At 46.0% G+C, this 25,722-nt stretch carries 21 protein-coding genes and 1 tRNA gene; 16 read left to right on the forward strand and 6 right to left on the reverse strand.

Annotated elements, in window-relative coordinates; all coding sequences use genetic code 11:
• The first annotated feature begins 393 nt into the window (after positions 1 to 393).
• Positions 394 to 2,001, forward strand: coding sequence for an NAD(P)/FAD-dependent oxidoreductase (locus ACO0KY_RS14090; protein ID WP_423047040.1), 1,608 nt, complete (start codon positions 394 to 396; stop codon positions 1,999 to 2,001).
• A 126-nt stretch (positions 2,002 to 2,127) separates the two neighbouring features.
• Here the strand turns inward: ACO0KY_RS14090 and ACO0KY_RS14095 are convergent, their stop codons facing one another.
• The 5 genes from ACO0KY_RS14095 to glnA all read right to left on the reverse strand — a co-directional run bounded on the left by ACO0KY_RS14095 (position 2,128) and on the right by glnA (position 8,022).
• Positions 2,128 to 2,955, reverse strand: coding sequence for an HDOD domain-containing protein (locus tag ACO0KY_RS14095; protein ID WP_186914270.1), 828 nt, complete (start codon positions 2,953 to 2,955; stop codon positions 2,128 to 2,130).
• 221 nt (positions 2,956 to 3,176) lie between these two features.
• Positions 3,177 to 4,685 (reverse strand): nitrogen regulation protein NR(I), encoded by a 1,509-nt coding sequence (gene ntrC / locus ACO0KY_RS14100; protein ID WP_423047042.1) that lies wholly within the window; start codon positions 4,683 to 4,685, stop codon positions 3,177 to 3,179.
• A gap of 89 nt (positions 4,686 to 4,774) precedes the next feature.
• Positions 4,775 to 5,848: a nitrogen regulation protein NR(II) gene (gene glnL / locus ACO0KY_RS14105; protein ID WP_186914266.1), complete on the reverse strand. Its 1,074-nt coding sequence runs from the start codon at positions 5,846 to 5,848 to the stop codon at positions 4,775 to 4,777.
• Positions 5,849 to 5,938: 90 nt separating this feature from the next.
• Complete coding sequence (locus tag ACO0KY_RS14110; protein WP_423047045.1) at positions 5,939 to 6,421, reverse strand: DUF4124 domain-containing protein; 483 nt, start codon at positions 6,419 to 6,421, stop codon at positions 5,939 to 5,941.
• 185 nt (positions 6,422 to 6,606) lie between these two features.
• Positions 6,607 to 8,022 (reverse strand): type I glutamate--ammonia ligase, encoded by a 1,416-nt coding sequence (gene glnA, locus ACO0KY_RS14115; protein WP_186914262.1) that lies wholly within the window; start codon positions 8,020 to 8,022, stop codon positions 6,607 to 6,609.
• Positions 8,023 to 8,630: 608 nt separating this feature from the next.
• Here glnA and ACO0KY_RS14120 point away from each other — a divergent pair.
• The 9 genes from ACO0KY_RS14120 (at position 8,631) to ACO0KY_RS14160 (ending at position 16,988) form a co-directional block, all read left to right on the forward strand.
• Positions 8,631 to 11,576: a bifunctional diguanylate cyclase/phosphodiesterase gene (locus ACO0KY_RS14120; RefSeq protein ID WP_423047047.1), complete on the forward strand. Its 2,946-nt coding sequence runs from the start codon at positions 8,631 to 8,633 to the stop codon at positions 11,574 to 11,576.
• A gap of 90 nt (positions 11,577 to 11,666) precedes the next feature.
• On the forward strand, positions 11,667 to 12,131 hold the full coding sequence (locus ACO0KY_RS14125; RefSeq protein WP_423047049.1) for a rhodanese-like domain-containing protein: 465 nt from the start codon (positions 11,667 to 11,669) through the stop codon (positions 12,129 to 12,131).
• A gap of 97 nt (positions 12,132 to 12,228) precedes the next feature.
• Positions 12,229 to 12,318: transfer RNA gene (locus ACO0KY_RS14130), tRNA-Ser, on the forward strand.
• A 165-nt stretch (positions 12,319 to 12,483) separates the two neighbouring features.
• Positions 12,484 to 13,740 (forward strand): tyrosine-type recombinase/integrase, encoded by a 1,257-nt coding sequence (locus tag ACO0KY_RS14135; protein WP_423047051.1) that lies wholly within the window; start codon positions 12,484 to 12,486, stop codon positions 13,738 to 13,740.
• A gap of 103 nt (positions 13,741 to 13,843) precedes the next feature.
• Positions 13,844 to 14,155, forward strand: a complete 312-nt coding sequence (locus ACO0KY_RS14140) for a hypothetical protein (protein ID WP_423047053.1) — start codon at positions 13,844 to 13,846, stop codon at positions 14,153 to 14,155.
• A gap of 113 nt (positions 14,156 to 14,268) precedes the next feature.
• Positions 14,269 to 14,865 carry a hypothetical protein gene (locus ACO0KY_RS14145; protein WP_423047055.1) on the forward strand — a complete coding sequence of 199 codons (597 nt, stop codon included), beginning with the start codon at positions 14,269 to 14,271 and terminating at the stop codon, positions 14,863 to 14,865.
• Positions 14,866 to 15,230: 365 nt separating this feature from the next.
• Entirely contained in the window at positions 15,231 to 15,659 is a 429-nt protein-coding gene (locus tag ACO0KY_RS14150; protein WP_423047057.1) for a hypothetical protein, read from the forward strand.
• 2 nt (positions 15,660 to 15,661) lie between these two features.
• Positions 15,662 to 16,162 (forward strand): hypothetical protein, encoded by a 501-nt coding sequence (locus ACO0KY_RS14155; protein WP_423047059.1) that lies wholly within the window; start codon positions 15,662 to 15,664, stop codon positions 16,160 to 16,162.
• 127 nt (positions 16,163 to 16,289) lie between these two features.
• Positions 16,290 to 16,988 carry a hypothetical protein gene (locus tag ACO0KY_RS14160; protein WP_423047061.1) on the forward strand — a complete coding sequence of 233 codons (699 nt, stop codon included), beginning with the start codon at positions 16,290 to 16,292 and terminating at the stop codon, positions 16,986 to 16,988.
• Between the two features lie 1,866 nt (positions 16,989 to 18,854).
• On the opposite strand, the gene ACO0KY_RS14165 is transcribed toward ACO0KY_RS14160, so the two are convergent.
• Complete coding sequence (locus ACO0KY_RS14165) at positions 18,855 to 19,517, reverse strand: DUF3313 family protein (protein ID WP_423047063.1); 663 nt, start codon at positions 19,515 to 19,517, stop codon at positions 18,855 to 18,857.
• Between the two features lie 290 nt (positions 19,518 to 19,807).
• Here ACO0KY_RS14165 and ACO0KY_RS14170 point away from each other — a divergent pair, with 290 nt between their 5' ends.
• From ACO0KY_RS14170 to ACO0KY_RS14195, 6 genes are all read left to right on the forward strand, one after another.
• Positions 19,808 to 19,954 (forward strand): DUF2256 domain-containing protein, encoded by a 147-nt coding sequence (locus ACO0KY_RS14170; protein WP_417851983.1) that lies wholly within the window; start codon positions 19,808 to 19,810, stop codon positions 19,952 to 19,954.
• Positions 19,948 to 21,357, forward strand: a complete 1,410-nt coding sequence (locus ACO0KY_RS14175; protein ID WP_423047065.1) for a DASH family cryptochrome — start codon at positions 19,948 to 19,950, stop codon at positions 21,355 to 21,357. The genes ACO0KY_RS14170 and ACO0KY_RS14175 overlap by 7 nt, the downstream gene beginning before the upstream one ends.
• Positions 21,358 to 21,371: 14 nt before the next feature.
• Positions 21,372 to 22,898: a cryptochrome/photolyase family protein gene (locus tag ACO0KY_RS14180; protein WP_423047067.1), complete on the forward strand. Its 1,527-nt coding sequence runs from the start codon at positions 21,372 to 21,374 to the stop codon at positions 22,896 to 22,898.
• 45 nt (positions 22,899 to 22,943) lie between these two features.
• Positions 22,944 to 24,218: a glycosyltransferase gene (locus ACO0KY_RS14185; protein WP_423047069.1), complete on the forward strand. Its 1,275-nt coding sequence runs from the start codon at positions 22,944 to 22,946 to the stop codon at positions 24,216 to 24,218.
• Positions 24,219 to 24,581: 363 nt separating this feature from the next.
• On the forward strand, positions 24,582 to 24,959 hold the full coding sequence (locus ACO0KY_RS14190; protein ID WP_186913663.1) for a hypothetical protein: 378 nt from the start codon (positions 24,582 to 24,584) through the stop codon (positions 24,957 to 24,959).
• Positions 24,960 to 25,046: 87 nt separating this feature from the next.
• Positions 25,047 to 25,700, forward strand: coding sequence for a DUF4272 domain-containing protein (locus ACO0KY_RS14195; RefSeq protein WP_423047072.1), 654 nt, complete (start codon positions 25,047 to 25,049; stop codon positions 25,698 to 25,700).
• Positions 25,701 to 25,722: the final 22 nt, after the last annotated feature.

The raw sequence follows: 25,722 nt of genomic DNA on the forward strand, positions 1-25,722 counted from the left end.
TCCCTGATTGCTTTTGCTGTTCGTTTCGATGCATCTTATGCAGATGTTGTCGCTTTCGCGTCAATTTCATCAAATCAAACCGCCGGAGTTACCTGGCTGCTGCCTTCTTTCTTGCTTCCCGTTTTAGCGGGAGGCGAACTATAGCAAAGTTTAGTGCTGTTACGCAAGGGGAATTTGGAAAATGATTTATCGCATTCAACCCATTCGGGTATCAACCTAGGCTTGAGCAATTCTTTCCTCGCCTTACTAAATAAACAGAAAAATGAAGTCCAAGGATTAGTCACAAGCTAACTGCAAATAAAAGAAGACGCTGTTTTCAGTCCGGTAACGGGTAAAATACCTCTTTTAGAAGAATTACCTAACTTCCACGACGAAGTTTTTTGGACACGAACTATGTTACGCATTACCGATTTGCAACTACCGCTTGACCACTCAGAATCTGCGCTAAAAGAAGCAATTTTGAGTTTTTTAGATATTGAAGAACACGAATTACTTAACTTCACAGTATTTCGTCGCAGCTATGATGCGCGCAAGAAGACAGCTATCGTACTGATTTATACAGTGGATATCGAAACAAGCAATGATGCAAGCTTGCTGGCAAAGTTTAAAAATAGACCCCATTTCGGCCTCACTCCGGATACCAATTACAAATTCGTCGCAAAAGCAGGCGCAAAGCCATTTAAACGTCCGGTCGTCGTTGGCTTTGGTCCGTGCGGTTTGTTTGCTGCACTATTATTAGCTGAAATGGGTTATCGCCCTATCGTATTAGAACGTGGTAAAACGGTGCGCGAACGCACCAAAGACACCTGGGGTTTATGGCGCAAGCGCGAACTACAACCAGAATCCAATGTGCAATTCGGTGAAGGGGGCGCGGGTACGTTTTCAGATGGTAAGCTATATAGTCAGATCAAAGATCCTAAGCACTACGGTAGAAAGGTGCTCACTGAATTCGTTAAATCTGGTGCGCCAGAAGAAATCATGTATGTGAACAAGCCGCATATCGGCACCTTCCGACTGGTCAAAATGATCGAAGAAATGCGCAATGGCATCGAGGCGCTTGGTGGAGAAATCCGCTTTCAGCAACGAGTCACTGACATTGACATACGAGACGGCCAAGTGCATGGTCTGCATGTGAATGATGGCGACTATATTGAGACGGATCATGTGGTGTTGGCGATTGGCCATAGCGCACGCGATACCTTCAAGATGCTTTACGAACGCGGTGTCTATATAGAAGCAAAACCTTTTTCTGTCGGATTCAGGATAGAACATCCACAATCGGTGATCGATAAAGCGCGCTTTGGCCCTAACGCGGGAAATAAGATACTAGGTGCTGCAGATTATAAATTAGTGCATCATGCAAGCAATGGTCGTTCTGTCTATAGCTTCTGTATGTGCCCCGGCGGCACAGTCGTTGCCGCGACATCCGAACCTGGTCGCGTGGTCACTAATGGAATGAGTCAGTACTCACGTAATGAGCGCAATGCCAACAGTGCCATCGTGGTTGGTATTACGCCTGCCGATTATCCTGGTCATCCTCTGGCTGGCATTGATTTCCAGCGCGCACTAGAAGAAAAAGCCTACGAGTTGGGCGGACAAAATTACAATGCACCTGGCCAGTTGATCGGCGATTTTGTAAAAGGGAAAGCTTCTTCAGAATTGGGCGAAGTGATACCGTCTTATAAGCCAGGGGTAACGCTGGGCGATTTGGCACAAGCATTGCCGGAATTCGCAATTACTGCAATCCGCGAAGCGATTCCCGAATTTGATAAGAAAATACGTGGATTCTCAATGAAAGATGGCATTCTGACCGGCATCGAAACCAGAACCTCGTCACCGATCCGCATTAAGCGCAAAGACGATAGCCTGCAAAGTATGAATACAAAGGGTTTATATCCTGCTGGTGAAGGCGCCGGTTACGCTGGTGGCATTTTATCTGCTGGTGTAGACGGGATCAAAGTTGCGGAAGCAGTCGCGTTGGATATAGAAAACGGACATTAATTTTCCATCTGCTACACCCACACTTAGACAAAACCCATACATGCGCCACTTTATAGAAGCAGCGCATGTTTAGAGTTTAGACGTTTTTGTGATTCAAATGACCTAGTTGAACGATAAGAGTCAAAATCAATTCAACAGATCCTCCAGACCCGCACTCAACTCATTCATTGGCGGCATATCGTTGAGAATAAGCTCCGGTTTCAAACCAAGTTTTTGTAATACATCGACTGGCAACGTTGCTTCTAACTCTTCGGGTGTAAAGCCATTTTCAGCAGCGCGCGCTCGCCATGCAGCGATATGAACAATACCCGCAATAGGTTCAAAACTTTGTTGCACCAAAGGTTCTGCGCAAGCTTTAATCGTCATCGAAAACGTGTCCGGAAATCTCCAGCGCTTGGCGAGTTCTGCACCGACATCGTAGAAATCATAGCCAAATGAATTACGCTCAACACCACTGCGGCGGGCATCTAAAGTACCAGCAATTTTATCCACCTGCAGCGCCTCTTCAGGCATACCTGCATGCATAACCAATTGGCCAATGGCATGCATCAACCCAACCGTAAACGCAAAATCAGAATTGCCGTGCGTTTGCTTCGCCAGCCATTTTGCGACCACTGCAGTGTGCAAGCTGTAGCGCCAGAATTGTTTAAGATCAATCCCAGGCATCGATTTAAAACCACCAGTCAAACCACTACTAACGACTAAGGTGCGTACCGTCATAAAACCCAACATCAGAACAGCGTCGTCTACGGTACCTACACTTCTTGACGCATGGTAATACGACGAATTCGCTAACCGTAATAACTTTGCGCTGATGACCTGATCGGCGGAAAGCTTTTTAGAAATCTCCTCGATCGACACACTGTCATTGTTAAAACTTTCGATTACCTCTTGCACTACCTTAGGGATCGAAGGCAAGGCATTTTGCTGCTGAAACAGAGTTTCGAACTTCATAGGGGCATCTCCTGATAGGGTGACAGCACAAAAGAATCGCGTTTAGCCTGTATCCTGAAAGAAATACATATCAGCATAATGAGCTTTTCTCTTTAATGTCGGCGACAAAACCAGAAAAAAGCTGCTTGCTATCAAAAATCATACTCTGATCTTGCAGTCTCACAAAACATTTTATTCAGAAGAAAAATAATCCCTAAAAAATTGAGGCTTTTTTGCTAACATCAGTCATCTTTTGCGCCATCAATTCCTAACTCCTGGATTTTTCTGGTAATGGTATTGCGACCAATTCCCAGACGTATTGCAGCATCATTTTTCCTGCCGTGAGTGAACTTCAATGCCGCCTTAATGACTATGGATTCAAAACTACGCTCCAACTTTACGATCACATCTGACTGACCATCGACCAACATAGCCATCGCTTCAGCTTCAAGCAAGTTACGCCAATCAGCCTGATGCTGATGTTGTGGCACATCGTGTGATGTTATCCCATTACTGACTGGATACCCAGTTGCATGAGGGACGTCAGACTTACCAGCATCAACTTTCTTAAACTCCGAAGTCAGACTCGTAGCTGCGGCAACGGGAAGCAAATCTTGTGGCAAGTCAAGAATTTCTACCGTTTGACCAGGTGCCATAACAGTAATCCAATTACACAAATTCTCTAATTGGCGTACGTTCCCAGGAAAATCCATACCAGACAACAATTGTAAGGCTGGTTCCGACAAACGTTTTACATCCACACCCAATTGCTTGGCACTTTGCGCGAGGAAAAATTTAGCCAGCAAAGGAATATCTTCGCGTCGCTCGCGCAGGCTAGGCAAGCGTAAACGAATAACATTTAGACGGTGGTACAAGTCTTCACGGAACAAGCCATCACGCACGCGCAATTCCAGATTTTGATGTGTTGCTGCAATCACCCGCACATTGGCCTTCATGGGTTGGTGACCACCAACCCGATAAAAGTGGCCATCTGACAAAACGCGCAACAAGCGTGTCTGCAAATCGAACGGCATATCACCAATTTCATCCAGAAACAGCGTACCACCTTCAGCCTGTTCAAACCGGCCGCGACGTGTAGTTTGAGCACCGGTGAAAGCACCGCGCTCATGTCCAAACAATTCAGACTCGAGTAAATCCTTAGGAATGGCGGCCGTATTCAAGGCAATAAATGGCTGACCAGCACGCGGACTATGTTTATGCAAGGCACGCGCTACCAACTCTTTACCACTGCCCGATTCGCCGGTAATCAAGACGGTGACATGTGATTGCGACAGTCGTCCAATCGCCCGAAATACATCCTGCATTGCGGGTGCCTGTCCGAGTATTTCTGGTGTTTCTGAGATGGTTTGTTCAACACTGGCTTCACGCAGACTTTCATCCAATGCGCGGCGTATGAGTTCCACCGCTTTATCGAGATCGAAAGGTTTCGCCAGATATTCGAAAGCCCCCCCCTGAAACGCTGCGACAGCAGAATCCAGATCGGAAAACGCAGTCATAATAATGACTGGCAAGCCAGGGTGTTTAGCTTTGACAGTTTGTAGCAGCTCGAGTCCGGATGCGCCGTGCATACGGATATCAGAAACCAACACTTGCGGAGATTCGGATTGCAAAGCCTGCATCGCATCTCGCGCATTGGTAAAGCTTTTGGTGCTCAGATTTTCCCGGGCTAATGCTTTTTCCAACACCCAACGAATTGAATCATCGTCATCCACTATCCAAATTGGTTTCATATTTTTATCTTCATCTCTGGTTTCAACGTAGCAATGAATGATGGCACTTTTGATGCCACACTATACACTCCCTCTATCACTCTCTTGCTTCAAGGGAGTGGGATCAGGATTCTGAAATCGGTACACCCTGGCCGGCTCTCACATTCGATGACACCCATGTGTTGTTCGACAAAATTCTGTGCCAGGGTTAAACCTAAACCGCTACCACCATCCCTTCCCGATACTAATGGGTAGAAAATACGGTTGCGAATTTCAGGAGGAATTCCAGGTCCGTTATCAATGATATGCAAGTCTAATGCCAGCCTGTAGCGAACCTTGGCCACCGTGATCTGACGCACCACTCTGGACTTAAAAGTCAGCATGGCATCACCTTGACGTATCCTCTCTCCCAATGCCTGGGCAGCATTGTGGGCGATATTCAGCACCGATTGTATGAGTTGTTCTTTATCGCCACGAAATTCCGGAATCGACAAATCGTAATCGCGATGAATAGTTAATCCCTGCGGAAACTCTGCCACGATCAAACTTCTGACACGTTCGCAGACTTCATGAATATTGACATCCGTCACAATATGCGGAAGTCGGTGCGGTGCCAGCAGACGATCCACCAATGTTTGCAAACGATCCGCTTCTTTAATAATGACTTGCGTATATTCTCGCAATTCTTTGAGCTGACGCTCAGGCAACTCCAATTCCAGCAATTGCGCTGCGCCACGGATTCCACCTAAGGGGTTTTTGATTTCATGCGCCAGATTGCGGATCAATTCTTTGTTTGCCTTGCTCTGATCGAGCATCCGCTCTTCGCGATCCAGTTTGAGTTGCTGTACGTTTTCGCGAAACTCAATTAGTACTGGCGTTTCGGGATTATCTAAAGCCGTGACGATACTATGTACATGCAAAGCTTCGCGTCCAGCACGTTCCAAGGTGAGATCCTGGCGCTTATCTGCAAATTGGTGCGAAATCGCCTGATCGAATACCGCGAGCAATTCTTTGGGGTTTAAAAATAAATCGGTTAATTTCTGATGTGCCAGCGCTTTTAAGGAGCTATCAAGTAAATTTTCGGCGGCGGCATTGACGAATACAATGCATCCGTTAGCATTGAGCACGATAACAGCCGAGGTCAACAAATCAAGACCGGCGAACGAGTTAAGAGAGTTTTCCAAAATGATCCCGAAAAAAAAGGCCGCATACAGCGACCTTTACGCAAACATCATGCCTGAATTTTCAATCCCGAAAGCATCCTGACTTTTGCACTATTTGAGGTTGCTTAGTTCGCGCTGCAGAGCTTCAATATTTTTTGTGCTGCGCGCAATATCATCTTTCATTCCACTGGTCCGTTCCTGGTATTTTGCGAAGTTACGCTCGCTACCCAAGCGCTCGGGCTCGCCATTGTTGTAGTCTTTTTTCAAATCATCTAATTTTTTTTGCTCTGATTTGAGTTCATCTTGCAAAATCTGCTTACGATCAGAATCGCGTGCTTTTTGGGTAGAATCGTCTACCTTAGGAAAATCTGCCGGGCTTGACGCAGGCTTACCTTGCGCTTTTTTTGCTGGCAAAGCAGGCGCTGGAACAACCGTAATACCGGGCAATTCGACCTTACTACAACCTTTAGTCGCGCCAGTGTTTTTGTATTCTTTCTTGCCGGTTGCATCAACACACAAAAAAACCTCACTCTGTGCATAGGCCACACTTTGCATCAAAAGCAAGGAAATAATAGCGGTCAATATTTTCTTCATAATCAGTCAATAGTCACAAACAGGCTTGTAGTGTATTCGAAGCAGCGCCGTCGCACAATTCTAGCTTACCAGTTGTAACAAAGGATGTGTAAAGGAAATACAATCTAAAAAAACCAATCCGAAGCAAAAACGTCGTCAAGACCAAAAAAAAGCGGGGTTGCCCCCGCTTTTTTATCTGTACCAAATTACAGAGAGTAGTACATGTCGAATTCAACTGGGTGAGTTGTCATGCGCATACGCTGTACATCTTGCATTTTCAATTCAATGTAAGCATCAATCATGCTGTCACTGAATACGCCGCCACGGGTCAGGAACTCGCGGTCTTTGTTCAATGCATCCAACGCTTCTTCCAGAGAAGAACATACTGTTGGGATCAATGCATCTTCTTCTGGAGGCAAATGGTACAAGTCTTTAGTTGCTGCTTCACCTGGGTGTATCTTGTTTTGTACGCCGTCCAGACCAGCCATCATCAGTGCAGAGAAGCACAGGTATGGGTTGGCCAGTGGATCTGGGAAGCGCGCTTCAACGCGACGACCTTTTGGATTTGCAACGTATGGAATACGGATAGATGCAGAACGGTTACGGGCCGAGTAAGCCAATTTCACCGGGGCTTCATAACCTGGCACCAGACGTTTGTACGAGTTAGTACCTGGGTTAGTGATTGCATTCAATGCTTTAGCATGTTTAATGATACCGCCGATGTAGTACAGAGCGAAATCAGACAAACCAGCATAGCCATCGCCTGCGAACAGGTTTTTGCCATCTTTCCAGATAGATTGATGCACGTGCATACCAGAACCGTTGTCACCAACGATAGGTTTAGGCATGAAAGTCGCTGTTTTACCATAGGTATGAGCAACATTCCAAACCACGTATTTCAGATTTTGAGTCCAGTCAGCGCGCTCTACTAATGTGGAGAACTTAGTACCGATTTCATTTTGACCTGCGCCAGCCACTTCGTGGTGATGCACTTCAACTGGAATACCCATGGATTCCAGAATCAAGCACATTTCAGAACGCATGTCCTGAAAGCTGTCGACAGGTGGCACTGGGAAATAGCCGCCTTTGACAGTTGGACGATGGCCGGTGTTACCGCCTTCGAGTTTTTCGCCTGTTGTCCAGGACGCTTCTTCGGAATCAATCTTCACGAAGCAACCAGACATGTCGATTTTCCAACGTACGCCGTCAAAAATGAAGAATTCTGGCTCTGGACCGAAGTAAGCCGTGTCACCGATACCGGAAGATTTCAGGTAAGCCTCTGCACGTTTTGCAATAGAACGTGGATCACGGTCGTAACCTTTACCATCGGATGGCTCGATGACGTCACATTGCATAAACAGTGTGGTTTCTTCCATGAATGGATCGATGTTCGCTGTGTTTGGATCAGGCATCAACAACATGTCGGAAGCTTCAATCCCTTTCCAGCCGGCGATGGACGAGCCGTCGAATGCGTGACCAGATTCGAATTTATCGATATCGAATTGGGAAACTGGAACAGTTACGTGCTGTTCTTTGCCTCGGGTATCAGCAAAGCGGAAATCAACGAACTTAACTTCGTTGTCTTTCGCCATTTTCAAGACTTCTGCGGCTGTCATTGCCATGTGAAACTCCTCAAATAGAGCTAAAAATAAATTCGGAAATTGCTGAGCCCTGTGCCAGCCATATTATTTGATAACCCAACAGCACTATAAATACCATTTTTTCATCAAATTTCATGCAGCGGCTAAACTCAATTAACAATCATAGCAGAAACTATGCCACCTTCCAGTTCTGTTAAAAACAAATAGATTTTTTGGAAAACCCTTGTTTTTTTATGAATGAGTATATAAAAAAAGTAAATATAGACGCCCATCTCTGCACGACACACTCACCATTTTGGTGCGCAAAAATAATTTTCGCACCAATTTAATGCATCTCATTTTTAATGATTCGTGCATCCTCATTTTGGTGCGCATATCGTCATTCCATACCAATGCAAACAAACCGTTTTAGTTCAAAGCCATTCCTGCTCTGAGATCAAATGATTGATGCTCATCATACTCAATGCGGATAGGCAGGTAATGCGATTGACTCTCATTTCTCAAGTGGCTATCTTTGATGACCAATTTGCGCTTCGTCGCTGACTGGATAAATTGTCGCAATTACGCGAGCCTACAATTACATAAACATAAGTTTCTTTCCGACCAGTCTACCTATTCATTGATGTCACATGCCACCTATCACCAGAAGATTTTCGCTGAATTCGCATATCTGTGCGATCTTGACCTTCTTTGTGGCCATCAGCATCGGCGTGACGCTGATCATTCGCTTAGAAAGAAGTGCAGCGATCGAAGACCGCTTAGTGACTACAGAGCTCGCCAGCCTGCAAATACACACCATTGAAGATAAGCTTGCACATGCACTGTCAGCGACCTACGCAGTAGCCTCATTGGTAAAAGACCGTAAAGGCAAGGTCGATGATTTCGATTCTTTTGCTGATCATTTGCTTGAATATCACCCTGGTATATCGGCGCTCTACCTGGCACCAGACGGTATCACCACTAACGTCGTACCGGCATACTGGCGCAAATATGGCTTGGGCATTAATTTACTCACCGACCCTTCCAGAAAAACTGAAGCACTCTTAGCGAAAAACACCAACCAACTTACACTGGCCGGCCCACTGACGCTTAAACGCGGCAGTATCGGCATCATCGGGCGCTTGCCCGTTTATTTAAAAGCAGAATCTGGTCAAGAACAGTTTTGGGGCATGATATCTGTCGTTATTACGCTAGAGTCAATACTGAAAGAATCTGGCCTACTCAGCATGGCGCAACGCGGCCACGATTACGAATTGTGGCGTATCGACCCTGCCACCGGGAACAAACAAACTATAGATAAAAGTACACATTTCGACGGCCAAAATACAGTTCACCAAAAACTCACCTTACCCAACGCTGTGTGGTATCTCGATGTCGTTAATAGCAATACCAATCAACCATTAACTGGCTTATACGTAAAATGCAGTATCGTATTTTTGATCAGTCTAATGCTGGCATGTATGGTTAAATTATTACTCAATACTCGTACGCAAAAACGTAATCTGGAAGCGATTATCGCCGACAGAACCAGGGAAGTCGCAGCCCGAGAAGCGGATCTGAGTCGCGCCCAGAGTATATCTGCCACCGGTAGCTGGATTGCAGATAACTACGACCAGATACATTGTTCCAATGAGGCTTATCACATTCTGAAGCTTCCAATAGGAAGCAACGTTGACTGCCAAACTATTTTTGAAAGAATTCATCCAGATGACCAGAAAAAAGTGATTCGGCACTGGAAGGAAAGTCTGACCCAGTTTTGCGCTGTTGAATTCCGCTTAAGCATAGACGGAGAAATTATCTGGATTCACTCTCAAATTGCCCTCGACAGAAGTTCGAATGGCAAGCTAATCCGGCGCATAGGCACAATACAAAATATCACTGACCGCAAACGCATAGAAGATGATTTGCGCGTCGCCGCGATTGCGTTTGAAGGACAAGAAGGAATGGTGATTACCGATGAACATCGCAACATCCTCCGAGTCAATAAGGCCTTTACCAGGATCACCGGATACTCCCGTGAAGAAGCATTAGGCAAGACCACAAATTTACTCAAATCTGGCATACACGGCTCAAGCTATTACAAAGACATGTCAGAACAATTGCAACTACATGGATTCTGGCAGGGCGAGATTTGGAATCGTCGTAAAAATGGCGAAATATATCCAGAATGGTTGACTATTACCGCGGTCAGATCGCAAGATGGAAAAACTATCAATTACGTCGGCACCATGCTCGACATTACGCAGCGTAAAGCCACTGAAGCCAAGCTCGAACATCTCGCTTACCACGACCCATTAACTGGATTAGCGAATCGCCGATTGTTACTCGACCGCTTACAACATGCGCTCGCCAGCAATATGCGCAACAAACGGCACGGCGCAATTTTGTTTCTCGATCTGGACAACTTCAAAACCATTAACGATATTAACGGTCATGGCACTGGCGATATGCTGTTGCAACAAGTCGCCAAAAGACTTTCTGAAAGCGTCGGTAAAGCGGATACATTAGCGCGCATCGGTGGCGACGAATTTGCGCTGATACTGGAAGGCATCAGTGACAATCTCAGAGAAACCGCGAGTAGAGCAAAATCCAGTGCCAGCCAAATTATCGAAAAACTCAAACAACCGTATTTTATTGATGGCCATGAGTATCACACCACCGCCAGCATAGGCATCGATTTTTTTAGTACTGACACCCAATCCGCCGACGAATTGCTCAAGCAAGTCGAAGTCGCAATGTACGAAGCCAAATCGTCCGGTGGCGATACTTTGTGCTTTTTCGATCCGATTATGCTCAATATTGTGACAGCGCGAGCAACAATGGAAGCGGCTATGCGGACTGGCATTTATCAGCAACAGTTTTTGTTGTACTACCAACCACAAGTCAATAGCGCAGGCAAACTGATCGGCGCCGAGGCGCTGCTGCGCTGGCAACATCCGCTCAAGGGAATGATTTCCCCGGCAGACTTTATTCCGCTTGCAGAAGAATCTGGTCTCATTATTCCTCTCGGCACCTGGATACTTAAAACAGCCTGCCAGCAATTGCGTGCGTGGAGCAGCGACCGACACTCGGCTAGTTTGACAATGGCAGTCAACGTCAGTGCCAAACAATTTCGCCAGCCAGATTTTGTCAAAGGCGTTCTATCTACCATTGAAGAAATTGGCGTTGATGCCCGCAAACTCAAGCTGGAACTCACTGAAAGTTTGTTGGTCGACGACATCGAAGAAACCATATGTAAAATGAACCAACTCAAAGCACATGGCGTCTGTTTTTCTCTCGACGATTTCGGAACCGGTTACTCTTCCTTGAGCTACTTAAAACGTCTACCTCTGGATCAACTAAAAATCGACCAATCATTCGTGAGAGATATTTTGATTGATCCCAATGACGCAGCGATCACCCGCACCATCATTGGCTTAGGTAAAAGCTTAGGGCTGGCTGTCATTGCCGAAGGCGTTGAAACCGAAGCACAACTGGCGTTCTTGCAAAGCCAGGATTGTCATGCTTTCCAAGGCTATTTGTTCGGCAAACCAGCACCAGAATTGAACATGCTCAGAAAATTGGTGTCCGCATAAACATAACAACCACATTGAACACAGTGCAAAAAAAGTACTCCTCGTGCATAATCAATACGAAGAACATTCCCTTTTTTATGAGATATCAACATGTCTAGCCTCGCTTTGTTGCAAACTGCTCGTCAACGTGGACAAGAACAAGGGCTGCCCTATGCAGGCGCACTCACCCCGACTGAAGCCTACGACTTATTGCAAGCCGATTCATCCGTGTTGTTAGTCGACGTAAGAACGAACGCCGAACGCGACTGGGTAGGTAAAGTTGGCATCAAGGAAGAACAACATTTTGCTGTGCAGTGGAATATCTACCCAGGCGGGACGCCAAATCCAGATTTTTTGGCGCAATTGCAGGCGGTGTCAGCAAATAGAGATACGGTTATCTTATTCCTATGCCGCTCCGGCGTGCGCTCACGCCACGCAGCCAAGCTAGCAACAGAAAATGCTTATATAAATTGCTATGATATTTTGCAAGGTTTCGAAGGTGATAAGGATCAACAGGGCCATAGAAAGACCATAGGTGGTTGGTGTCAACAAGGTTTGCCCTGGATTGGCGCCTGAATTTTGAATAATTCAACACCAAAGCTTCCATCTGAAGAAATAGTTTGCTAGAATAGCGAGCTTCGCTGATGCGGCACAATTGCAAAGACGAAAAGTAGGAGAGGTGGATGAGTGGTTTAAGTCACACGCCTGGAAAGCGTGCGTAGGTTTATCCCTACCGGGGGTTCGAATCCCCCCTTCTCCGCCATGAACACCGCAAACTACTACCAAGTTTGCCTAAAAAGCCCCTAAGTAATCAACGACTTAGGGGCTTTTTTACGTCCGTAGCGGCAAAGTATGCCCATTGACACCCACATTCTTTAGGGGCACTCTTAAGGGCAATGCCCCATCCTTTAAAAGAGAGTGCCCCAAAATGCCAAAGATCGTCACCCCTTTGACTGACATTCAGGTTAAAAACGCGAAGCCCAAAGAGAAAGCCTATAAGCTGGCGGACGGCGGCGGTATGTACTTGGAAGTGACACCTACAGGCTCAAAACTATGGCGCATGAAGTTCATGCAGGCCAACGGACGTGAGAGCCGTCTAGCTTTTGGCACTTACCCTGAAGTCACACTATCAGAGGCCAGAGAGAAACGACTAGAAGCCCGTCGATTGATCGCCAGAGATATTGACCCAGCGCAAGCCAAGCGCAAAGCCAAAGAGGATATAGCTACCGCTAACGCTAATACCTTTGAAAAGATCGCCCGTGAATGGCACGCAAACCGCCTAAGTGCTTGGAGTGCAACGACTGCCAAAGAAACGATTAATAGGTTGGAAAAGGATATTTTTCCTGAGATCGGCAAGTTACCTATTGCCTCAATCACACACCCCCAGATGATCGCAGCCCTACGCAAGATAGAAGCACGAGGCGCTGGAGAAATTGCCCATCGCCTTAAATCGACTTGTGCCCGTGTGTTTAGCTATGCGAACCAGCACGGCATAGAAAACAAGAACCCAGCCGCAGACCTCAAAGACGTACTCAAACCAGTTAAAAGCACTCACTTTGCAGCACTTGCGCCCGATGAATTGCCCGCCTTTGTTGCAGCCATTAGAGAAAACAACGCAAGGTTATATCTGCCTACTCGGTTTGCCATTCGCTTGATGCTGTTGATTTTCGTTCGCAGTAGCGAGCTACGCACTACCCCATGGAGCGAAATTAACTTAGAGACCGGAGAATGGATTATCCCGTGGCAGCGTATGAAGCGCGGCAAGCTGACGGTTAACCCAGATGAGACAGATCATCATGTGTGCTTATCCCGCCAAGGGTTAGAGCTATTGCGCGAGCTTCATAAATACACTGGCGGCGGTAAATACCTTTTCCCGAACCAGCGCGACCATGAAAAGCCAATGTCCGGCGATGCCATCCGCATGGCCTTAAACCGTATGGGCTATGAAGGCAAGATGACGACGCACGGCTTCCGCGCCTTAGCTATGACCACGCTAAAGGAAAAGCTAGGCTATCGGCATGAAACCGTTGATCGCCAGTTAGCCCATGCACAGAAAGACAAAATAGCCAGCGCCTATGATCGAGCGCAATTCTTGGATGAACGCAAAAAGATGATGCAGCATTGGGCGGATTACTTAGACGGCATGATGAATAATTCAAACGTCGTACCGTTCAAGGCAGCATAAACAGAGTTTCACCGAGCCTGACGGCCTCAGGCAAAGCGGCGGACTAGGTGCGGGAACACTCAGGCCGCCTGACCACAAAGCAAACTAACAAGGAGTTTGAATCATGGCTGAAGCAGATTTTACACGAGGCAAAGAAGAGACCATAAAAACCGAGTTTGAGCGTTTTTCTTGGGTTCGCCAAGCACAGCAAACGCAAAACACTGCTTTCCTTGAAACTGTCTATAACGTGACCAATGGCGCACAATTAGCGTTACAAATAGTACACACGGAACATATGGCAGAAGATAACGATGCCAATACGATATTCAGCAAAAATGATGTAGAACGATTATTACTGCTTGCAACTACATCGCTAGAGCTACTTAAAAACGCTACATTTGAACGAATCGAAAGAATTAACGATCAGGCCAGATAACTACTGAGAGAATAACCAGTTTAACCATGCCTACCGCGACGGCGGGAAAACAAGCATTGCCCCTTTGCTTGCTGGCATGGTTTCCGTTTTAGGGGAATAGGGAGGGGCTGTTAATGAAGATGGATGATATAAGAAGTGACCTTGGAGACGAATTTATAGAAAAAATTACAGAGGAATTTATCGAAAATATGACGCGCACTACAATGTTGCCCAGCATGAAAGCTGAACATTTAAGAGCGAAAATCAAAGAGGTTCGCGGAAAAAATCATGATCCTATATTTCTTGAATTAACTCTCAGTTGCTCAGAACTCTTTATTGGCACGCTTAAAGACTACATAAAAAAGCTGGAAAATATAATTGATATTGACGAAAATATTCAAGATCTATGGGATGCTGAAGTATCGCTTCAAGATAAAATGTTAGATTATTTGAAAGGAAAATCAAAGGAAAATGCAAAAAAAGGCGGACAAGCCAAAGCAATAAAGACTGAAAAATGCAGAAATGAATTTTTGCGACTGGTTGACGAGCGAAAGCCGCCATTTGATAAATCTAAGGTAGGGTTAGCTGAGGCTGTGCTTGAGTTGAAGCCGTTGATCGTTAAGTATGCAAAAGAAAATCAAAGTAGCGTAATAACCGCATCAACAAACCTCCCAGTCAAATGGCTAAATCAACATTGGAATCTGCCAAAACGGTCATATAAAAAGACCTGAACTAAGCACAATTAGTTTTTGCTAAGCACATTTAAATTCTGCTTAGTTTGAGTAGTTTTTATAGAATTGTTTCAAGTCTATCTTTGCATCACCCCGCCGTAGTTTGGTGGCAACGAGCAAAGATAGGCAGTCATGAACAATCAATCAAACACACCACAAAGTAAAACCCTCCCAGCCGACGGCATGAGCCGTTGGAGCCAGATAGCGCCATTCTCACCGATATGCCGAGAAAAGTTTAGGCAACTCGTAAAAAAAGGCATGGCTCCGCAGCCAGTCAAATTTTCCGAGCGTTGCACCGCTTATTCAAATCGAGAGCTTCATAAATTCTTTGCTGACCCTTTGAACTATCGGGCTGAGGTAAGCAAATGAGCGACCCTACAAAGCAAAATGCCTCCAACGAGGGAGGCAAATCATTCACTAAGCTGGCGGGCGGCGTGAAATCAGAAACTCAAGTTTTAAGATGCGGCGTTCAACATATAAGCAGACTTAGAAAAGAACTTGAGGCCAATGATCTTACCCTAAAATCCTCGTCCGGTGAGTCGCAATTATCTACCTTGCTGAAGGTTTTAATTTATCTCGGTGAGCGTGGACTTAATACCAAAGAGGGCGAAGGTCTGGGCTATTTCAGAATTGCTACTCGCATTCAAGACTTGGAAATGTTAGGTCATCGTTTCGCCTCGATTCGTGAAAGCATCATAGGCGTTGATGGGTTACAACACCGGAATATTGCTAGGTACATTTTAATCAGCCCGTCTGATTTGAAAAGTCCGCAGAGCGAGCTTGATCTAGGCTAGGCATGAGTCAATCAAAAAGACATTCGCTTAAGGATGCAAAGGCAGCGCGGGGAGGCGGTCAGTTCCTCGCTCTGCCCGTTGCTGTACTTCAAAGCCAAGCCCTAGCCAACTTATCACCTTACGCCTGTAAGTTGTTATTGGATATTGCGAGCCAATGGCGACTTCACAAAAATGGCGACGCGAGCACTGCATTTGAAAAGATTATGCGTCCTAGAGGTTGGAAATCCAAAGAAACGCTATACAAGGCAATGGACGAGCTACTTGCATCAGGATTGATTGTAAAGACCAGACAAGGCGGCTTACATAAATGCAATTTGTTTGCTTTGGGATGGCTGGCAATTGACGAGTGCGGAGATAAGTTAGACATCTCCGCGACAACTAGGCCAATGAATAAATGGGTAGATCTAATTCAGCCTATCAAAAACAAAGTGTCCAGTACGCCTACCGTACCTAAGCAAGCAAAAAACAGGAATTTAGGTACGCCAGCCGTACCAAGCGGATAGGAAAAATCGCGTTTAGGTACGCCCACCGTACTTAAATGGGTGTTTTTGGGCTTTCATATAGTACGCCTACCGTACACCTCTAGAGAATTACCATCTGTATGTAGAAATTAAAAAAGGATTTAAGAGCATGAGCGAGAAAACAAAAGAAGAAATTGCTGGCGCTGGCAACATTCACCGATTGAAAGCGAAACGGGAAAATGCCGATTCGACCCCGCTAACCATGCAAGAAATAGCATTGCCACTGATAAGGCTACGTTACAACATCAGGAAAGCTGTCAATTCGTTGAATGCAGCCCGTGACGAGGCCTATCAGTACGGTAGAAAGGCAAGGCAGCTAAAAGGCTATAACAGCCCGTTTTACGCTGGGAGAATTGAAGAACTAGAGCAGACTGCCAGCGCAATCCACAAAGGAATGGAAAGCACAAACGCGGCATTGAAGGCATGGGGCTATTTACTGACGGACATTAGCCATATGCTTGATACATGCACGACCTTGGCGCAAAGGTGCGAGTTAGTAAATGTTAATGTGGCTGACCGTGGAGACCTGACCGAATCTGATAGCCTTGTGCACATCATCTTTGTACATGGCTTGGAAGATTCAGCAGAACACAGAGGAAAGGACTTTAAAGAAGGCGCGATGTTTGAAGCCTTGCACTTGGTCTTTATGGACTTCCTGACCAATACGGACGAAGGGCAAGCCGTGGGAGATTCGTTATTTGAGGAAGGCGGCCTGTTTGAGTCAATACCTACCTATAAGCAGGACAAAGAAGGCAACATGCAGCGCCAGCCGCCAGCACTGAAGCTAATTAAGCCGACATATCACTAACACCAGCGCCAGCCTCAGAGCTGGCTTGTTTATTTGCTGGCGCTTCTCAATGTGCGAGGCCGTAGCCATTTGGTCGGACTGTTAGAGGCGTTTAGCATGGGTGGGGGGCTAAAATCCTCAAGACCGTATGGCGTTCTGACCGTCGGTTTAATCTTTTTTTTATTTCCACAATTCAGACTTTTCATTTTGGTATAGGTTCGCGGTTAGGTTCGCACCGATAGTCAAATAAACCCGAACCGGAAACCACCAGCGCCAGAGTGATGAAAGCGCCATACGGGAAAATATAAATCCGCCAGATCATCAAATAAGTACGCAACTAGGTACGCAAAGTAAGGCACTCCCTATTGCTTCACAAACCCTCTTTAAGATGGTTAGTCGATAAAGCTAGTAAAGCAACACGAAGTCCCTAAATCGGACTTCGTAAAAACTCATCGAGGCGGCAATAGAGAAGGCCGCGCCAGCACGTCAGGCATACAGGCTTTATCCTGCATTGCCCCTTATATCCATGATGCGCGACACACTGCAATGCAGTATGTCCATGATGTACATCCCACCCTTAATCTGAGGCTGGCGCAGAGTTGCGTAGTCTGCCAACGTCCGCATATTTAAGGAGATTCCCGCCGAAGTTCCCCGAATAGTGCCGAATGCTCGATACTATTCTCGAAAGCTCGCGCGATGCTCAGATGTGAGAATCGCTAACGCTTGCCTAACGCATTAATAACGCTTGTAGCGTTACGGAAACGTCTACGAACCGTGTACGAACCGTGTATGAGGTAACTACGATCGAACTGCGAACAACACGAAGCTGTCACGACCTGTCACGCATAGTCACGACGTGTCACGATTGCTGGCGCTGGAATGCGTCCGCATACCGTCCGCACCTTGTCCGCATTACGTCCGTATTGCGGTCGCATAAGACTAGTACCAGATAAGCACAGTGCAAGTACCCGAGTGAGTCAACACACGTTCAACACCTGTTCATCAGATGTTAGCTTTTGTTAGCTTCATTGTGACTGACTCAGTGAGCATTCAGCGACAGACTGTGTGACTAGTGTCAAGGTATTCCTCCATTGCGGGAAGACCGAGCATTCAGTGGCAGACTACCCAAAATTGGGGAAGCGGTATTTAGGTCGTTTAATTCTGGCCAGTATTGCGGACTATCCATTTTTGGCTTGTGAGTCGTTTAAACCTACTCTGTTCATTTTGTGAGCCTATTAAGCAGACTCGCAAAATATAGCGTCTCGATTTTAAATCTGAAAGGGTAGCATTTCAAACGCGACCCTTGCCCCAGCCACCAGCGGCGGATGGAGAACCCACGGTTAACCCATCGGTAATCAATGAGGAACCCAGTGATAACCCACCGCCAATGGTGGATGGGGAAAACCGCCTACCCAATTTTGAGGATACGGTAATAAAGTGCTTCATTTAGAAACAACCCCATGAAAGAAAATGTCAACCAGCCGAAAAACTGGCATCTTAAATATTGCCCGCCCTTCGTTTCCAAACGAACCCCATGAAAGGAAATGGCAAGAGTGCTTTATTTATGGATAAGTAAAAAATAATAGAAAAATATTATCGTAAATTATTTGCTTAAAATTTGAGCATAAATAGGCTCTATAAACTAGCGGGATAAAACACCTTAAGAAAAAACACAAAGGGGCATTTTTAGGGGCATTTCATGTTTTTAAAATTCGTAGATCGTTTATTGGTAAGGCTTTCAATAGATCGTTCGACTTCCCCCTTCCAAGATAAGAAAAAAGCCCTTGAATTATTCAAGGGCTTTTTTGTTTTTCTCCCGGGTGCTAGTCAACACTCGGATCGAACCAGTACCCACCTCAATATGCGCTCCGTATGCAAAAGCGGTTTTTACTTCGGATCCGCAATTTCATTCACAATTTTATTGGTCCAGACATCAACAACTGGTTCCAGGGATTTCATATTTGCCTGCAATTTGGCATCGCCCGTGCGGCCTATGTTTTTTCCAGCGGAGTGATGTACTGCTTCGAATACGATCTGATTGGTTTTGGCGTCACGCATGGACATTTCTAAAGTCACGACGATTTGCTGTTGTTTACCCATTGCAGCGTCCTTGATAGGCTTTGTGAGTAGACGTAGCGGAATAAAATCAATCACGTCACGACCAGCGTCAATAGTCTTGGCTTCTGTTGCGGCGATTTGCACTATCGTGTCAGCTTGCTCTGGTGTATCAACGAGCAGATTTTTGTCTTTCAATTTGTGACGCAAAACCTGATCGAGTTTTTCCACCATGGCATCCGCAGTGGACTTATCGATCAGGTCAAATTGTTTATCCTCGGGGTAACTTTTTATCTTAAAAAAATAGATCTTACCCACTTTACGTCCTCGCGCTTCTGGCGGGGTGTAATGAAAATAGTTGTCCGCGGAACGAGGATCAAGCACCAGCCTGGAATAATCACTGAGGAAACCATTGGGTGGGACCACCTGGCTATCTTGCGCATGCAAATTGCTAAGCAGGCCTAAACATAAAAGGAAAGTGAGGATTTTTTTCATGATAGTTATTTGCAAGGTCTAAAAAGGGCTGCACGATTTTCATCAGTACGCAGACATCATCACCTACATAAATCTCGTTACTCAAATATCATATCTCAAAAATGTATATTCAGATATTTAATGGTTGAATTAACATCTATCGCCGCGTCTCCGGTGCATTTTTTCGTCCGTTGATATAATAAAAAAGTGCGATACAGCAATATAGTTTGATCAGAGTGCTTGCAAGTACGAGTTCGAATTAGGGCGAACAAATGATCACACATTGATTGGCAAGGAACCTCTTCATGCGGATGCGAAAAAAAGCCGATTTACCAACTAAGCTTTGCCCATATTGCATGCGGCCTTTTGCATGGCGAAAAAAATGGGAAAAAGTTTGGAATGAAGTGAAATACTGCTCGGAGCGTTGCCGCAGCGCCAGTAAAGGTAAGACATGCTGAAATCAACAATGATAAACACCTCTTCGCAAACGCAACCTAGCCAATCTAGCTCAGAAAGAATTGTTATCTATTTGTTTCGTAATGACTTGCGTATTGAGGACAATCCCGCCCTGGTAAAAGCATGTCAAGTCGCAGAAAAAATCGTATTTGTGTATTGCCACGTCAGTGCGATTAATGTTTTCAATTCTCGACAACGGTGTAGGCTCCCACAAAGTAACGGACATCGTCAGCAGTTTATCGCCGCTGCACTAACCGAAGTGAGAATGCAATTAGAGGCGAGCGGTAACACCTTGCTCGAAGTTCATGGCAGTGCCGCAGCATGTTTGCCGCAATTGGCGAGTGAGATCAATGCTAAAACGGTTTATTGTGAAGAAATAGCTGCGCCCTATGAGCAAGACGAGGTAAATGCATTGCGTTCTGCAGGTTTGCATGTGCATACCGTATGGCATTCGAGCTTACTTGACCCTGCAGATTTGCCGTTCACGGCAGATGCCCTGCCCCGAGTTTTCACCCAATTCCGCCAGCTCATTGAAGCCGAAGGTGTGAGACCACGATCACCTGCACCAAAGCCAGCGGTAATTCCGGCATTACCTGATAATTTCAACACTGTTGCTGCCCGCTGGATTCAATTGGAAACTAAACGTCCGAAATCGGGAGTGTTAGTGGTGTCAGTCGCGTCGATGCCAATACCGTTAAGCAATGATCCACGCTCTTCGTTTCCGTATTATTTACCGGCTTTTTCCGGTGGCGCGAGTGCTGCCCGCAACCATTTACAGAATTATTTGACGAAAAAACTTCCGCACACTTATAAGCTCACCCGCAATCAATTATCAGGGCGTGATTATTCAACGAAGTTTGCGCCGTGGTTGGCATCGGGTGCCCTTTCCGCACGCCAGATTTACCAAGATTTAAAAGAGTTCGAAGCGACCTATGGTGCAAATGACGGCAGCTACTGGATATGGTTTGAACTACTTTGGCGTGATTATTTTCGCTTTTTACATCTTCAATATGGGCGCAAGCTCTATGCGGCAAGTGGCTTGACTCAAGCACCAACGCCGACACATCACGAAGATAGATTTGAACAATGGTGTATGGCGAAAACGGCGGAGCCCTTGGTTAACGCTGGCATGAGAGAACTCTATAGCACAGGATATTTATCCAACCGCTTAAGACAGATTGTCGCCAGCTATCTGATTTACGATCTGGAATGCGACTGGCGCGCGGGTGCCGCATGGTTTGAGGCATCCTTAATTGATTACGATGTCTACAGCAATCAGGGGAATTGGCTCTATATTGCCGGGCTTGGAACCGACCCACGCAATGGCCGACGATTCAACATTCAAAAACAAATGCATGACCATGACCGCGACGGATCGTATCAACGCTTATGGAATACATTTTAAAAAAGACAAACACTATGACGACGATCAGACTGCTACTTGGCGATCAATTAAATATCCAACATTACTGGTTCAGGAACGTGGATAAAACCAAGATCTACGTTCTGATGGAAGTCAGGCAAGAAACGGACTACGTACTCCACCACGCGCAAAAAATTCTGGCGATTTTTGCAGCCATGCGAGATATGGCACGTCAGTTAAAAGCACTGGGTCATCAGGTTCATTACCTCAAGATTGACGCCCCTGAGAATTTACATGCTATTCCTGCCAATATCGATGTTTTGATCACGCAATATAAAGCCGATGCGGTTGAATATCAGGCCCCAGATGAATGGCGTCTGGATCAACAACTCTACCAACATGGGCGTACATCGACTATTCCCTGGCGCATGGTCGATAGCGAGCATTTTTATACGCATCGTGGACAGGCAGCCGAAATCTTCAAGGGACGCAAGCAATGGTTGATGGAATATTTTTACCGCCAAATGCGTGTGCAACATCAGATATTAATGGATGACAAAAAGCCGGTTGGCGATCAATGGAATTTTGATCACGATAATCGCAAAGCCTGGAAAGGAATACCAATTGAGCCTGCCGATATAAGAACCAGACACGATCATACAGAACTATGGCAAAGCATCGTCAATGCCGGTGTCGCGAGCTTTGGGCACGCACAGGCAGATGCATTGGCGTGGGCATTAAACCGCCAAGAGGCTTTGCAACAACTTGAAGGTTTTATTGACCGCGCACTCCCACATTTTGGTGATTTTCAGGATGCCATGCATACCAAAGCGTGGCGCTTATTTCACTCTCTTCTCTCGTTTGCGCTCAACGTGAAAATGCTGACACCACATGAAGTAGTAAAACGAGCGGAAGCAGCATATCGGGCAGGTCATGTACCACTGGCTGCCGCTGAAGGATTTATCCGGCAAATTTTAGGCTGGCGTGAGTACATACGCGGTGTGTATTGGGCAAATATGCCTGAGTATGCAGAAAAGAACTTCTTTCAACATCAACGCGATCTACCTCAATGGTTCTGGACCGGCAAAACCAAAATGAATTGTCTGTCCCATGCAATTACGCAATCATTGGAGCAAGCGCATGCACATCATATTCAGCGATTGATGGTGATAGGGAATTTTTCTTTGCTTGCAGGCTTAGATCCGGTGGCGGTACATCGATGGTATCTGGGTGTATATATCGATGCATTTGAATGGGTAGAGCTACCAAACACCCTAGGAATGAGTCAATTCGCTGATGGCGGTCTGCTGGCGACCAAACCGTACGTGTCAAGCGCAGCATATATCGATAAAATGAGCGACTATTGCAAAGGCTGCTACTACGATAAAAAATCCCGTATTGGCGACAAAGCCTGCCCTTTTAATGCCTTATATTGGGATTTTTTTGAGCGCAACAAATCAGTGCTGGCAAAAAATCCACGGATCGGCATGGCATACAGGCAGCTAGAAAAAATGGACGTAAAGGCGATTAGTGATTTTAAAATGCAAGCACAAAAAATGCTGGATAATTTGGATATGCTGTAATCGTCCGTGACAGATCGTTAAACGTTATTTGAGATGTGAGAAACTATGAAAATAGGCATGCAAACCTGGGGTAGTCATGGCGACATACGCCCATTCCTGGCGCTCGCCGAAGGCTTGCAAGCAGGCGGTCATGATGTGACTCTGCTCATCACTTGTTTTGATAGCGCAGCTTATACGAACGCTACATCAGCGAATGGAGTGAAGATCAAACTCATCGCATCACCGGTCGTGAGTCTGGAAGAAGCCGAAAAAATCTCGAAAATCGCCTACAACATCCGCGATCCGATGAAACAAATCGCGACCATTTTGCAAAGAGGATTTGCGCCGGTTGAAGATCAGATGTTTTTTGCGGCCCAACAACTGAGTAAAGACAACGATTTACTGATCGGTCATTACTTCATGCATCCGTTGCAAATTGCTGCGGAACAAGAACATAAGCCCTATGTCAGTATCGTACTTGCCAATATCGTTGTCCCCAGCGACTACACCAATCCACTGGGCTTTAATGCACTTGGAAAATGGGGGCATCGTCTGATTTGGTGGATCACAAAATTTAGTATCAACCGCGTCATCCGGCACTATCCAAATCGTTTGCGTAAGCAATTGGGTATGCCATTAACTCAAGATCTGATGACACAAGTATGGATGTCACCATTTCTGACCTTGCAAGCGGTCAGTCCACAATTTTGTCCACGCCAGCCGGACTGGCCTTCATCAGTTGAAGTTTGCGGTTTTCTTGATACCCCCAATCTGAGCATGGAAGGGACGCTGCCAGGTGCTTTAAGTAACTTCCTTTGCGCTGGAGATGCGCCTGTGTACATGACATTTGGTAGCTGGATGCCACAAGATTTTGTCAATCAAACCGCTACATTGCACCTCTTGACCCAAGCCGCAAAACTGGCTGGTTGCCGCGCCATTATCCAGAGTCCGTCGTGGCAGGAATGCGGTTTCAACTCGAACGAGCAGATTTTATTTGTTTCTGCCGCACCACATCATTTGATTTTCCCGCATTGCCGTGCAATTGTGCATCACGGCGGTGCCGGAACAACGCAATCAGCCACTCTGGCAGGGAAACCATCCATCGTCGTTGCGCACCTCAGTGAACAAGAGCATTGGGGACGCGAATTACATCGTTTAGGGATAGCTGGTAAATTCAGCAAACGTCGCAGCCTGAGCGTGAAACAACTAGCAGATCAAATCAGATACATTCTGAATAATCCTGGTTTAGCCCATACTGCGGAGAAAATTGCGATAGCCATGAAACAAGAAAATGGCGTAGCTGAGGCAGTCAAGGTGATCGAGCAAAGGTTTATGGCATAAAGCAATTTGTTTTAATGCAATACGATTCCCATGTGTTGCGCCTGAGCAGGTCAAAATAAGGCCATCCTGATCGGTGTCGACACGCCTGAGTATCGTTTCATTCGCACCTCTGATTCAAATTTTTTTATCTTCTTCCATCTCGAAGGCATAGAAGTGCCACTGAATCCCCTACATCCAACGGGGTAGAGATGCAAGCGATGTCTGGAGCCACCGCGGCCAGACCGCTTGAATATTCCGCTTTTCAAGCACTTCATCACGAGGTTTTTACCGCCTGTCGCATGCGAATTGATACCGATCGATCCAACGAATAAGATGGTTTCATCAACAAAAACATTTAATTTATTACCCAAGGGAGAGATCATCATGAAAACAACAACACGTAATCTGCTTATTTTGCTGGTATTAGTAACAATTGCAGCGACATGCTCGATGTACTTCGTTTCACCTCATACCATCATCATCAATGACGAAGAAGTTACTGGCGTTGTTGGCTTTGGTGCAGCATTTGTCGGGATTATCATCGCGGCCCTTGCATGTATATTTGCAGTGATCGTTACTAGTGCGGTTTTAGCAGGTGTTTCCGCTTTGTTAATTTTCGTATTTGCAGCTCTTGCAATCGCTTTGGCACTGGCAGTCGCCCCTTTGTGCTTACCTTTACTATTGCTAGTGGGTGTAGTGATGTTTTTCAATCGCCGCAAGCAAGCCAAAACTGTGAATACTGAAACGCTGGCTCAAAACTAATCAAATCATTCATCCCGGAAGAAAAACTTGCCACAGCGTCGCGCTCAGCACTGGTACAATCTGTGACCTTTTTTCTTCCGGTTGATTATGAAATCTCCAGAACTGCGCAAAGAATTATCAGAACTGGTGCTGCATAAACGTGGTATCCGCATTAACCTCCAGTTGCCCCTGATCGAAAGTGAAGACGAAATAAGCCTGCGTAGTGCCGATGCCTTGGCGCAACGCCTGACCGCACTGAGTCTGATCCGGCAATTTTCTCTGTCCGAGCCGATACAACAAGCAATCTTGCGTAACGATATTCAAGCAAAGCAACTGAATGATTGTTTCAGTGCCAACGAGCAGCAATATATATTTGATCCAGCGGGTAACCAAAACTTGCTCAGTATAAATGGCGAAGCATTACGTTTTTTACTGTGGGCAAGTGGTTTGCAAAAAAATATAGGTATGCCAGACGGTCAATCGCCAGGAGCAGAGTTTGAGATTCTTTTAGCGAGCTTACCAGATGCGCCAAATGAACTAGCAATTCGCGTCAAACCACGCAGTAAATCCGAAATTTTGGATTGGGCGGATTTATTGTATCGCTTGCACTGGGCGGTGCGACATGCACACATCACCGCTAAACCTACGCCAGGCAGGCTGCACGTTGATGCTGTACATGAGTGGCACAAAGCGGCAAATTGGCTGATCCAATATGATGATGAAAACGATTGGGATAAAGTCAGTACTGAAACTGCGGGATAGTCATTGGACTGAACAAAAAAAG

Origin of the sequence: Undibacterium sp. Dicai25W (assembly GCF_049340505.1) — a bacterium.
In the GTDB taxonomy this organism is placed as follows: Bacteria; Pseudomonadota; Gammaproteobacteria; order Burkholderiales; family Burkholderiaceae_D; genus Undibacterium; species Undibacterium jejuense.